The organism is Streptomyces sp. NRRL WC-3626, from assembly GCF_000718785.1.
GTDB classification, from domain to species: domain Bacteria; phylum Actinomycetota; class Actinomycetes; order Streptomycetales; family Streptomycetaceae; genus Streptomyces; species Streptomyces edwardsiae.
This window is the reverse complement of the sequence record NZ_JOCA01000001.1, coordinates 54,218-66,158: the sequence shown is the minus strand read 5'-3', so window position 1 is coordinate 66,158 and position 11,941 is coordinate 54,218. Positions and strand designations below refer to the sequence as shown.

Annotated in this window: 11 protein-coding genes; 8 read left to right on the top strand and 3 right to left on the bottom strand. The window is 72.4% G+C overall.

The window, feature by feature from the left end:
* Positions 1-5 precede the first annotated feature (5 nt).
* Together IF28_RS0100275 and IF28_RS0100270 are read left to right on the top strand one after the other, a co-directional pair.
* Positions 6-1,007, top strand: coding sequence for a TIGR03842 family LLM class F420-dependent oxidoreductase (locus IF28_RS0100275; protein WP_030211947.1), 1,002 nt, complete (start codon positions 6-8; stop codon positions 1,005-1,007).
* A 22-nt stretch (positions 1,008-1,029) separates the two neighbouring features.
* Entirely contained in the window at positions 1,030-2,574 is a 1,545-nt protein-coding gene (locus tag IF28_RS0100270) for an NCS1 family nucleobase:cation symporter-1 (protein WP_030211946.1), read from the top strand.
* On the opposite strand, the gene IF28_RS0100265 is transcribed toward IF28_RS0100270, so the two are convergent.
* From IF28_RS0100265 to IF28_RS0100255, 3 genes are all read right to left on the bottom strand, one after another.
* On the bottom strand, positions 2,571-3,446 hold the full coding sequence (locus tag IF28_RS0100265; protein WP_030211938.1) for a CAP domain-containing protein: 876 nt from the start codon (positions 3,444-3,446) through the stop codon (positions 2,571-2,573). The two genes, IF28_RS0100270 and IF28_RS0100265, sit on opposite strands and share 4 nt — an antisense overlap.
* A 346-nt stretch (positions 3,447-3,792) precedes the next feature.
* On the bottom strand, positions 3,793-4,458 hold the full coding sequence (locus IF28_RS0100260) for a hypothetical protein (RefSeq protein ID WP_030211935.1): 666 nt from the start codon (positions 4,456-4,458) through the stop codon (positions 3,793-3,795).
* A gap of 181 nt (positions 4,459-4,639) precedes the next feature.
* A complete protein-coding gene (locus tag IF28_RS0100255) occupies positions 4,640-5,704 on the bottom strand; it encodes a lipoate--protein ligase family protein (RefSeq protein ID WP_030211932.1) in 1,065 nt (354 codons plus the stop codon).
* A gap of 78 nt (positions 5,705-5,782) precedes the next feature.
* On the opposite strand from IF28_RS0100255, the gene IF28_RS0100250 reads away from it, so the two are divergent.
* The 6 genes from IF28_RS0100250 (at position 5,783) to IF28_RS0100225 (ending at position 11,939) form a co-directional block, all read left to right on the top strand.
* On the top strand, positions 5,783-6,553 hold the full coding sequence (locus IF28_RS0100250; RefSeq protein ID WP_030211929.1) for a helix-turn-helix transcriptional regulator: 771 nt from the start codon (positions 5,783-5,785) through the stop codon (positions 6,551-6,553).
* Between the two features lie 222 nt (positions 6,554-6,775).
* Positions 6,776-7,117 carry a hypothetical protein gene (locus tag IF28_RS0100245; RefSeq protein ID WP_030211926.1) on the top strand — a complete coding sequence of 114 codons (342 nt, stop codon included), beginning with the start codon at positions 6,776-6,778 and terminating at the stop codon, positions 7,115-7,117.
* Positions 7,118-7,120: 3 nt separating this feature from the next.
* Positions 7,121-8,425 carry an MFS transporter gene (locus IF28_RS0100240; RefSeq protein WP_030211924.1) on the top strand — a complete coding sequence of 435 codons (1,305 nt, stop codon included), beginning with the start codon at positions 7,121-7,123 and terminating at the stop codon, positions 8,423-8,425.
* 259 nt (positions 8,426-8,684) lie between these two features.
* The gene (locus IF28_RS0100235; protein ID WP_030211922.1) at positions 8,685-9,443 is read left to right on the top strand and encodes a (5-formylfuran-3-yl)methyl phosphate synthase; all 759 of its coding nucleotides are present in this window, start codon (positions 8,685-8,687) and stop codon (positions 9,441-9,443) included.
* Positions 9,440-10,834 (top strand): aldehyde dehydrogenase family protein, encoded by a 1,395-nt coding sequence (locus IF28_RS0100230; RefSeq protein ID WP_030211920.1) that lies wholly within the window; start codon positions 9,440-9,442, stop codon positions 10,832-10,834. Before IF28_RS0100235 ends, IF28_RS0100230 begins: the two co-directional genes overlap by 4 nt.
* Before the next feature lies 1 nt (position 10,835).
* A complete protein-coding gene (locus tag IF28_RS0100225; protein ID WP_030211916.1) occupies positions 10,836-11,939 on the top strand; it encodes an NAD(P)-dependent alcohol dehydrogenase in 1,104 nt (367 codons plus the stop codon).
* The last annotated feature ends 2 nt before the right edge of the window (positions 11,940-11,941 follow it).

Sequence of the window (11,941 nt, the reverse complement as noted above, 5' to 3'; positions counted from 1 at the left end):
CGCGCATGGACTTCGGACTCGTCCTGCAGACCGACCCGCCCGCCTCGCGGGTCGTCAGCCTCATGCAACGCGCCGAGCGCAACGGCTTCACCCACGGCTGGACCTTCGACTCCGCCGTGCTCTGGCAGGAACCCTTTGTGATCTACAGCCAGATCCTGGCCGGCACCACGAAACTGAAGGTCGGCCCGATGGTCACCAACCCGGGCACCCGCACCTGGGAGGTCACCGCCTCCACCTTCGCCACCCTCAACGACATGTACGGCAACCGCACCGTCTGCGGCATCGGCCGGGGCGACTCCGCGATGCGCGTCGCCGGACGCAGGCCCAACACCCTGGCCCGGCTCGGCGAGGCCATCGACGCGATCCGCGACCTCGCCGAGGGGCGTGAGGCCGAGGTCGACGGGCAGCTGATGCGGATCTCCTGGGTACGGGACAGCCGGCTTCCCGTCTGGATGGCCGCGTACGGGCCGAAGGCGCTCGCCCTCGCCGGGCGGAAGGCCGACGGGTTCATCCTCCAGCTCGCCGACCCGTATCTGACCGGGGTGATGGTGAAGGCCGTACGCGCCGCGGCCGTGGAGGCGGGACGCGACCCCGACTCCGTCACCGTCTGCGTCGCCGCCCCCGCGTACGTCGGCGACGACCTGGCGCACGCCCGTGAGCAGTGCCGCTGGTTCGGCGGAATGGTCGGCAACCATGTCGCCGACCTCGTCGCCCGCTACGGCGAGCACTCGGACCTCGTCCCCGAGGCGCTGACCTCGTACATCAAGGACCGGCACGGCTACGACTACAGCCACCACGGGCGGGCCGGCAACCCGTCCACGGACTTCGTCCCCGACGAGATCGTCGACCGGTTCTGTCTGCTCGGCCCGCCCGAGGCGCACATCGAGAAGCTGCGGGCACTGCGGGAGCTGGGCGTGGACCAGTTCGCCGTGTACGACATGCACGACGCGCAGGAGACGACGATCGACGCGTACGGCGCGGAGATCATCCCGGCACTCCAACCGTAACCCCGGCCGAAGGGGCACGCCCATGACCGCGACCGTCCCGCCCACGCCCTCCGACCCGCCCATACCCGACCCGGCGGGACGCGTCGAACTCCCGCCCGGCACCGTCCTCACCGACAGCCGCTTCGTCAACGACGACCTGCTGCCCGTACCACTGGCACGCCGCCGCTGGACGACGTACAACTTCACCGCCCTGTGGGTGGGGATGGCGCACAACATCCCCTCGTGGCTGCTCGCCTCCGGGCTCGTCGCGCTCGGCATGGACTGGAAGCAGGCGGTGTTCACCATCGCGCTCGCCAACGTCATCGTGCTCGCGCCGATGCTGCTGACCGGTCACGCGGGGCCCAAGTACGGCATCCCGTTCCCGGTGCTGGCCCGCGCCTCCTTCGGACTGCGCGGCGCCAATCTGCCGGCGCTGATCAGGGCCGGGGTGGCGTGCGCCTGGTTCGGCATCCAGACCTGGATCGGCGGCCAGGGCATCTTCGTCCTGCTCGGCAAGCTGTTCGGCGGCTGGGCCAAGGCGTCCGAGGTCGGCGGTCAGCCGTGGACGCTGTGGGTGTGCTTCGTACTCTTCTGGATCCTCGAACTGGCCATCATCTACCGGGGGATGGAGACCCTGCGCCGCTTCGAGAACTGGGCCGCGCCGTTCGTCATCGTGGGCGCGCTGGTGCTGCTGGTCTGGATCGCGAACAAGGCGGGCGGACTCGGCCCGTTGCTCGACCAGCCCTCGCGGCTCGGCTGGGGCGCCGACTTCTGGCCGGTGTTCTTCCCGGCCCTGATGGGCATGATCGCGTTCTGGTCGACGCTGAGCCTGAACATCCCCGACTTCACCCGCTTCGGCGCGGGCCAGCGCGCCCAGGTGTGGGGCCAGACCCTCGGACTGCCCACCACCATGACCCTGTTCGCGCTGCTGTCGGTGTTCGTGACGTCCGGCAGCCAGGCGGTGTACGGGGCCCCGGTGTGGGACCCCGTCGCACTCGCCGGTAAGACCGACAACGTCTTCGGACTGCTCTTCGCCCTGGTGACCGTGCTGATCGCCACCATCTCGGTGAACATCGCGGCGAACGTGGTGTCACCGGCGTACGACCTGGCGAACCTGGCCCCGCGGCTGATCACCTTCCGTACCGGCGCCCTGGTCACGGGTGTCGTCGGGGTGCTGATCATGCCGTGGAAGCTCACCGAGACACCCGAGCTGTACATCTTCACCTGGCTCGGGCTGGTCGGCGGGCTGCTCGGCACCGTCGCCGGGATCCTCATCGCCGACTACTGGATCGTCCGCCGCACCGCCCTGGACCTGCCCGCCCTGTACACGCCCGGCGGGCGCTACTGGTACACCTCCGGCTGGAACCTGCGCGCCGTCGCCGCCTTCCTGACCGGCGGCGTGCTCGCGGTGGGCGGCTCCCACTCGGCCCCCGGAAAGGGGCCCTTCCCGAAGGACGGGCTGATCCCCTTCCTGAAGCCCCTCGCGGACTACGGCTGGGCGGTGGGCCTGGCGGCGTCGCTCGCCGTGTACGTCGCGCTGATGGCGGGCCGGCGGCGCGGCGGACGGGAATGGTCAGACAGGCCCTAGCGGGCGGTGCCGAAGTCCTGGGTCCAGTAGCCGCCGGGCTGGGCGAGGCCGACGCCGATCTCCTTGAACGCGCAGTTCAGGATGTTCGCCTTGTGGCCGGGGCTGTTCATCCAGCCGTCCATCACCTGCTCCGGGGTGGAGTAGCCGTAGGCGACGTTCTCGCCGTAGGTGCTCCAGGCGTAGCCGGCGCGGGTGATGCGGTCGCCGGGGGAGGAGCCGTCGGAGCCGGAGTGCGACATGGTGCCGGTGGCCGCCATGTCCTCGCTGTGGTCCTGGGCCGCCTTGGTGAGGGTGGAGTTCACCTTCACCGGGGAGCAACCCACCTTGCCTCGCTCGGCGTTGACGAGTTCCACCACCTGGGCGACGGCTGTGGAGGGGGCCGGAGCGGTGGCCGTGGGCCCGGGGGCGGCGGTGGTCGGCTTCGGAGCCGCCGTCGTGGGCGTCGGCTTGGGCGCGGCCGTGGTGGGCTTCGGAGCCGCGGTCGTGGGCGTCGGCTTCGGTTTCGGCGCGGCCGTGGTCGGCTTCGGAGCCGCCGTCGTGGGCTTCGCGGCCGATGCCGTGGGTGGCTTCGGCTTGTGGGAGGGCTTGGCGCCCTCGCCCTTCGCCGTGCCGGGCTTCGACGGGCTCGCGGCCGGCGTGTCCGACGGTACGGCCGACGGCTCACCGTGCTGCTGACTGCTCCACCTGCTGTACCAGTCCGGGCCGTCCCACCGGTCCCCGGCGGCCCCCGCCGCCGTGCGGTGGTCCTGCCGCTGTTCGTCGCCGGGCCAGTCCGTACAGGCCATGGCGACCGAGGGGATGCCTATGACCCCGACGGCGACCGCCGTGACGACCGTGCGCCGGTACCGCTGCTGATGACGATGCTTTCCCATGCGTGACCTCACCCTGCTGTCCGGAGGCTGGTCATTCTTGGGATGCCTCCGTACCGGGCGCAAAGGGTCCTCGTACTACCGGCCCTCGTAGATCGGTGAGGGGCTTGCGACGGGCGGGAGAGCGTGCCGACCCTTCCACGGCAGACACTGCGGCCCGTCGGACAGCCCGTCAGAAACCCTCGTACGGCGACGAGGCGGCGGGCATCGGCTTCGCACTCGCACACCCTTCGCCCCGCCCCGTTCCGCATTCACGGCAAGACGGACAAGTCACCTATGTCGCCGGGGTGGTGTCTACTAAGCGACCCGCACAGATCGCCGGGAGCCTGTGACGGATGTCACGGAACCATCAATTCCGGTTCTTCTCCAGGGCCGCCACCGCCTCCTTGGCGGCCTTGATGGCGCCCTTGTTGATCTCGTCCGCGCCCGGCGCCTTCTTCGACTCGAAGTCGCTGCCGTTGTACGTGACGATCACCAGCGCGTTGGCGGCGCGGGCCACCACCACGCCCTCGCGCGTCTGCTGCTTGTCCTCGGTGGTGAGGTTCACGACCGAGTACCCCGCGTTCCCGAGCCCCGGGACCGCGCCCCCGCCGCTCTTGTCCTCCAGCCGCCCCTGGTACGACCGCTCCGCCGCCTCGTCCGACTCCAGCACCTCGAAGGACACGTCGAGCCAGCGGTACTCGTAGCCCTTGAGCGCGTTCCAGGAACAGGTGCGACGCAGCTTCGAGTCCGTGGAGTCGATCTCCTTGCCGGCCGTCTTGGCCTTCGGCACAAGGGAGTTGACGGTCTTCTCGGCGATGCTGCCGCAGGGCGCGGGCGCCGCGGTGTACGTCTTCACCGCCTGGGTCCGCGAAGGCGCGGAGGCGGACTGGGGCTTCGTCTTCTCGGTCGGCTCGTCCGCGGCGTCCGACGACGTGGCCATCGGGCCCGAGGACAGTGCCCAGCCGGCCGCGGCCAGGACGACCACCGGGGACAGGCGAGCGGTCAGAGCGATCGGCAGAGGAAAGGAACGCACGGCGCACTCTTCGTGGGGGACGGTGCGGAGGGAAGTCCGCACAGCGGACGGGACGCCAGTGTCACACGGGTTCCCATGGTGCGGGAAGGGTCAACTCGCTCCGTAGGGAGGCGGTGACACGGACGTACCGTCCGGGGCGCCGTCTTGCCGCAATTACCCCCGTGAAGAGGTGATTTGCGTGTCAGGGCACGCGGGCGGTCCACTCGGGTGAAGTGAACTTCGTCCGGGCGAACTCCTCCGCGAGCGCCAGCTCCTCGTCCGTCACCTTGCCGTCCGTCAGACCGTAGCGGGCGCGGAACGAGTCGATCATCCGGTCGATGACCGCCTCGCGCGGTAGGCCGGTCTGCCGGCGCAGCGGGTCCACCCGCTTCTTCGCGCTCTTCGTACCCTTGTCGGACAGCTTCTCGCGTCCGATACGCAGCACATCGAGCATCTTGTCGGCGTCGATGTCGTACGCCATCGTCACATGGTGCAGCACCGCGCCGGGGCCGCCGTCCGGTCCCACCACCCGCTTCTGCGCCGCGCCCGCGATCTTGCCCTGGTCGGTGGCGATGTCGTTGAGCGGCTGGTACCAGGCCCGAATGCCCATCTCGCCCAGCGCGCCCAGCACCCAGTCGTCGAGGTAGGCGTAGCTGTCCTGGAACGACAGCCCCTGCACCAGCGCCTCCGGCACCGACAGCGAGTACGTGATGGTGTTGCCGGGTTCCACGAACATCGCGCCGCCGCCGGAGATCCGGCGCACCACCTCGATGCCGTGCCGTCCGGCGCCCTCCGGGTCCACCTCGTTGCGCAGCGACTGGAAGCTGCCGATGATCACCGCGGGGGCGCCCCACTCCCACACCCGCAGCGTCGGCGGACGCCGCCCCCCGGCGACCTCCGTGGTCAGCACCTCGTCCAGCGCCATGTGCAGCGCGGGGGGCTGCGGGCCCTCGTGGATCAGCTGCCAGTCGTAGTCGGTCCAGTCGGTGGCGTGCGCGAGCGCGCGGCGCACCGCGATGCCGACACCCTCCGAGGTGAGCCCGTACATCACGGTCCCCTCGGGGAGGGCCGCGTCGATCCGCGCGGCCAGACCCGTGGCGTCGGTGTCGGCGGGCGCGCCCTCCAGGGCGCGGTTCACGGCGTCCAGCGCCTCGTCGGGTTCGAGGAAGAAGTCGCCCGCCACGCGCACCCGGCGCAGCGCGCCGTCCTCCACGTCCACGTCCACGACGACCAGCTTGCCGCCGGGAACCTTGTACTCACCGTGCACGGCTCCGCCTTTCACTGCTGACACCCGGGCCAACACCGGCGGCGGCCCCCCTGTTCCCGCCCCGGTTAGCCTGACCTCATGCGTGTCATCAGGGACCTGCCGGCGCTCGCCGCGGGTGAGGGGGACGTGCCCTTCGTCATCCAGGGGTACGAGGAGGTCGTCGCCGCCGACACGACGTGGAACGAGCACGCGCACGCCTGGCACGAACTCCTCTGGAACGAGTACGGCACCTCCACCGCCGTCACCGGCTCCCAGGTGTGGTGCGTCACGCCCACCCTCGGACTGTGGATGCCGGCCGGACAGCTGCACTCCGCCTCCGCGCTCGCCGGAACCTCCTACCGCGCCCACTTCTTCCGGCACGGCACCCGGTCCGCACTGCCCGACGCGCCGGTGGCCGTGGAGATCACCCCGCTGCTCCGGCTGCTCCTGGAACGGCTCGGGGAGCCCGGTCTGACACCGCACTCCCGGGCCGTCGCCGAGGCGATGGTGCTCGACGTGCTGCGTCCCTCCCCGCGGGCCCTGCTGGTACAGCTGCCCGCCTCCGCCCTGCTGCGGCCGATCGTGGACGTCGTACGGGCCGACCCCGCCGACCAGCGCACGCTGACCGGCTGGGCGGCCGCCCTCGGGTGCAGCGCCCGCACGATCACCCGGGCGTTCCAGAACGAGACGGGCACGAGCTTCGCCCGCTGGGTCGCCTCGGTGCGCGCCCAGCACGCGGTGCGGCTGCTGGCCCTCGGCTTCGAGGTGGACGTGGTGGCCGACGCGGTCGGCTACCGCTCGGCCAGCGCCTTCGGGGCGGCCTTCCGCCGTACGACCGGCATGACCCCCGGCAGGTTCCGGGCGCGCTGAAGAGCTGGAGGACCCCCTGTCCCGATCGCTACAAGGGCTGTCGAGAAGGCTCGATTGATCAGCGAGCCGCCACTCCCTACGCTATTGAGGCAAGCCTTACCTAACTTGCCCGGTGGGTGCGGTGCCCGGCACCCGTTACCCGGTAGGCGTCGTCACCGGCGTCCCGGGCGCCCCCTGCCTTGTTCGTCCGATCGTCCGCACCGACCGAGCCGGAGGCTCACCGTGACCGCGTCCCACACCCTCGCCACCGAGGACCTCACGCTCGGCCACGGCGGCCGTGCCGTCGTCGAGGGCCTGGACCCGACCCTCGCGGCCGGGCGGATCACGGTGATCGTCGGTGCCGACGCCCGCGGCAATTCGACCGCGCAGGACGACGCCCCGGTCGCCGCCGCCCTGAAGGCCACCCACACCACCGGCCTCCACCGCACCCGCGGCACCACGGTCGTCATGATGGACAGCCGCGTCGTCGAGTGCCCCGGATCCGGCGAACCCCTCGTCCTGCCCATCGGACGCCACCACTCGAGGGTGGCGGGCTCCGGCATCGCGGCGGCCGGGAGTCGCTGAACCATGAGGAAGAAGCTCGCCTCCGTCCTGCCCGACCTCACCCCCTGGCGCTCCTCCCGCGACTTCCGCCTCCTGTGGGTGCAGGGCCTGGTCACCTACCTCGGCAGCGTGATGGCGCTGATCGCGCTGCCGCTCCAGATCAAGGAACTCACCGGATCACCCCTCGCGGTCGGCGCGATGGGCGCCGTGGAACTCGTGCCGCTCGTGGTCTTCGGCCTGTACGGCGGTGCCCTCGCGGACGCGGTCGACCGGCGCAAGGTCATCGTCCTCACCGAGGCCGGACTGGGACTCCTCGCCGTCGTCCTGCTGCTGAACGCGCTGCTGCCGCACCCCATGCTGTGGCCGCTGTACGTGGTCGCCGCCGGAGTGGCGGCACTCGCCGGGCTCCAGCGCCCCGCCCTGGACTCACTGCTGGCCCGCATCGTCCCCCACGACCAGCTTGCCGCCGCGGCCGCCCTCAACGCCCTGCGCTGGCAGGCGGGCGCCATCGGCGGACCCGCGCTGGCCGGCCTCGTCGTCGCGTACGCCGGCAACGTCCCCGCGTACGCCACCACCGTGGTCTGCTTCTGCGGCTCGGTCCTGATGTGCCGCCGGCTCACCCCCGTACCGCCCGTCGAGCACGCCGAGAAGCCGTCGCTGCGCGGCATCGCCGAAGGCGCCCGGTACGCCTGGTCCCGACCGGTGCTGCTGGGCACCTACGCGGTGGACCTCGCCGCCATGTTCTTCGCCTTCCCCAACACGATCTTCCCCTTCCTCGCCGACGAGCTCGACGCCGACTGGGCGCTGGGCCTGATGTACTCGGCGGGCGCCGTCGGCTCGCTGCTGCTCAGCCTGACCAGCGGCTGGGTCTCGCGTACCCAGCGGCACGGCCTGTTCGTGGTGTTCGGCGCCACCGGCTGGGGACTGGCCATGGCGGCGGCCGGCTGGGCGTCGGACATCTGGCTCGTGCTGGTCTTCCTCGGCCTGGCGGGCGCGGGGGACATGCTGAGCGGACTCGGCCGCTCCACCATCTGGAACCAGACCATCCCCGACCGGCTGCGCGGCCGGCTCGCCGGTATCGAGGTCCTCTCCTACAGCGTCGGCCCCCAGCTCGGCCAGGTCCGCGCGGGCGCGATGGCCGGCTGGACCGGTGCCCGCCCCGCGATCTGGAGCGGCGGTCTCGCCTGCGTCGCCGCCGTGGGCCTGCTCACCGCCGCGCTCCCGAAACTCGTCAGCTACGACGCCCGCACCGACGAGGACGCCCGCCGCCGCGCCGCGGAGACCACCGGGACCCCACCGGGCCGCGAGGACGTCGCCGCGGATCTGTAGGCCTGCCCACGCCCACGCCCACGGCCACGGCGACGGCCACCCTCGCGGCGGCGGAGCGGCGCCGAAGCACGCGCAACGGGCCAGCGCGGACGGCGCGTTGCGCGGGGCGCGGGAACCCCGTGGCTCTGATCCGTGTGGCACCCCGCGCGCCCTGCCGAGGTGCGACGCCCGGGGGAAATGATGTGCGGACCGCGTGTGAGCCAGGCGAATCCGCATATCTGCCCTCGGGGCAGGTGGGGTGCGGGGGAAGGATTCAACCTTGTTGCTTCTCATCTCTCCGGACGGTGTCGACGAGGCCCTCGACTGCGCGAAGGCGGCCGAGCATCTGGACATCGTCGACGTCAAGAAGCCCGACGAGGGCTCGCTCGGAGCCAACTACCCGTGGGTCATCAGGGAGATCCGCGCGGCCGTACCGGCGGACAAGCCGGTCTCCGCCACCGTCGGGGACGTACCGTACAAGCCCGGCACGGTGGCCCAGGCGGCGCTCGGCGCCGCCGTGTCCGGCGCCACCTACATCAAGGTCGGCCTCTACGGCTGCGCGACACCCGAACAGGCCGTCGAGGTCATGAGCGGGGTCGTCCGGGCGGTGAAGGACCACCGGGCGGACGCGTTCGTCGTCGCCTCGGGTTACGCCGACGCCCACCGCATCGGCTGTGTCAGCCCGCTCGCGCTGCCGGACATCGCGCGCCGATCGGGCTCCGACGCCGCCATGCTCGACACCGCCGTCAAGGACGGGACCCGGCTGTTCGACCATGTACCGCCCGACGTGTGCGCCGAGTTCGTACGGCGTGCTCACGACGCCGGCCTCCTCGCCGCGCTGGCGGGCAGCGTCAAGGCGGGCGACCTGGCTGAACTGGCCCGTATCGGGACGGACATCGTCGGGGTGCGCGGAGCGGTCTGCGAGGGAGGGGACCGCACCACGGGCCGCATCCGGCCGCACCTGGTGGCCGCCTTCCGGGCGGAGATGGACCGGCACGTCCGGGAACACGCGGCCGCCGCGGCCCAGAGCCGGTCATGACCCTGGCGACCGGACGTCCCCCGCACACCCGGTACTTCACCGTCGTCGACCCGTCCACCGGCGAGGCCTTCGACGAGGCTCCCGACCTGCGGCCAGAGGAGCTGGACGCGGTCGTCGACCGGGCCCGGACGGCCTGGCACGGCTGGCGGGCGGACCCGGCCGCCCGCAGGACGGCGCTGCTCGCGGCGGCGGACGCCGTCGACGGGGCCGCCGCCGCCCTCGGCCCCCTCCTCACCCGTGAACAGGGCAAGCCGCTGACCGAGTCGTACGCGGAGGTGGCCCGCACGGCCGCCCGGCTGCGCTACTTCGCCGGGCTGGACGTCGAGACGCAGCCGATCGAGGACGACCGTCCCGTACGCAGCCGGCTGCGGTGGCGGCCGCTCGGGCCCGTCGCCGCGATCGTCCCGTGGAACTTCCCGCTGCAGCTGGCGTCGGCGAAGTTCGCGCCGGCGCTCGCCGCGGGCAACACGGTGGTGCTCAAGCCCTCGCCGTTCACGCCCCTCGCCACCCGGATGCTGGGGTCCGTCCTCGCCGGTGCCCTGCCCGAGGGCGTACTGACGATCGTCACCGGGAGGGAGCCTCTCGGCGCCCGTCTCGCGTCGCACCCGGGGATCCGCCATGTGACCTTCACCGGGTCGGCGGCCACGGGACGGGCCGTCGCCGCGGGCGCGGCGGCCTCGCTCGCGCGGGTCACCCTGGAGCTGGGCGGCAATGACGCGGCCGTCCTGCTCGACGACGTCGACGTGGAGGAGATCGCGGACCGGCTGTTCTGGGCGGCGTTCCGCAACTGCGGTCAGGTGTGCATGGCGGTCAAGCGCGTCTACGCCCCGTCCCGGCTCCACGCACGGGTGGTGGAGGCCCTGGCACACCGGGCGGCGACGACCGCCGTCGGCCCCGGACTCGACCCGGCCGCGCGGCTCGGGCCGGTCAGCAACGCCCCGCAGCTCGCCCGCGTCGAGCACCGCACGGCACGGGCCCTGGCGGACGGCGCCCGGGCCGCCGCCGGCGGGCACCGGCTGGACCGGCCCGGGTACTTCTTCGCCCCGACGATCCTGGCCGGCGTGCCGGCCGACAGCCCGGTGGTGACCGAGGAGCAGTTCGGCCCGGTCCTGCCGGTCCTGCCGTACGACAGTCTCGACGAAGCCGTCCGGGCGGCCAACGGCACCGGCTTCGGACTGGGCGGCTCGGTGTGGGGGACCGACCTCGACCGGGCCGCGGCCGTCGCCGACCGCCTGGAGTGCGGGACGGCGTGGATCAACCACCACGCCGAACTCTCCCTCGCCCAGCCCTTCGCGGGCGCCAAGGACAGCGGTGTCGGCGTCGCGGGCGGACCGTGGGGGCTCTACGGAAACCTCCGGCCGTTCGTCGTGCACCGGCCGGGGGAGGCGTGAGGTGAGGTTCGGCGCGGCGGTACTGCGTGCGTACGACGACCCGTTCACCGTCGAGGAGGTGATGCTGGCGGAGGGGCCGGCCGAGGGGGAGATCCTGGTCCGGATCGCCGGCTGCGGGATGTGCCGGACCGACCTCGCGGTACGGCGGTCGGCGGGCCGCTCCCCCCTGCCGGCGGTCCTCGGCCACGAGGGGGCCGGAGTGGTGCTGGAGACGGGAGGTACGGGCACCGGCCTGAGCGCCGGCGACCATGTGGTGCTGAGCTTCGACTCCTGCGGGCACTGCCGCAACTGCCTGGGCGCGGCCCCCGCCCACTGCGACTCCTTCGCCTCACTGAACCTGTTCGGGGGGCGCGCGGAGAACGCCGCACGGCTCACCGACGCGACCGGGACCGCCCTGGCTCCCCGCTGGTTCGGCCAGTCCTCGTTCGCCGAGTACGCGCTGGTCCCGGCCCGCAACGCCGTACGGGTCGATCCCGCACTGCCCCTGGAACTGCTCGGGCCGCTCGGCTGCGGATTCCTCACCGGCGCCGGTGCCGTCCTCAACTCCTTCGGCGTCGGCCCCGGTGACACCCTCGCCGTCTTCGGCGCGGGCGCGGTGGGCCTGGCCGCGGTGATGGCGGCCCATGCCGCCGGGGCGGTGACCGTGGCCGTCGACCGGCATCCCGGACGGCTGGCCCTCGCCGAGCGGCTCCACGCCCTGCCGGTCCGCGCCTCGCCGACCGGCCTGCCCGACCGCGTGCGGCGGCTGACCGGCGGGGGAGCGACCTACGCGCTGGACACCACGGGGTCCGCCGGGCTGATCAACGACGCGCTCCGCTCACTGCGTCCGACCGGCCGTCTCGGCCTCGTGGCACGGCTGCACGAGACGCTGCCGCTCGAGGCGGGAACACTGGACCGCGGGCGCGCGATCTCCCACATCTGCGAAGGCGACGCCGTCCCCGGACTGCTGATCCCCCGGCTCACCGCGCTCTGGCAGGCCGGCCGGTTCCCCTTCGACCAGCTGATCCGCACCTATCCGCTCGCCGACATCAACGAGGCCGAGCACGACTGCGAAACGGGCCGCGTCGTCAAACCCGTACTGATCCCGGACGGCCGGTCTCACTGAAC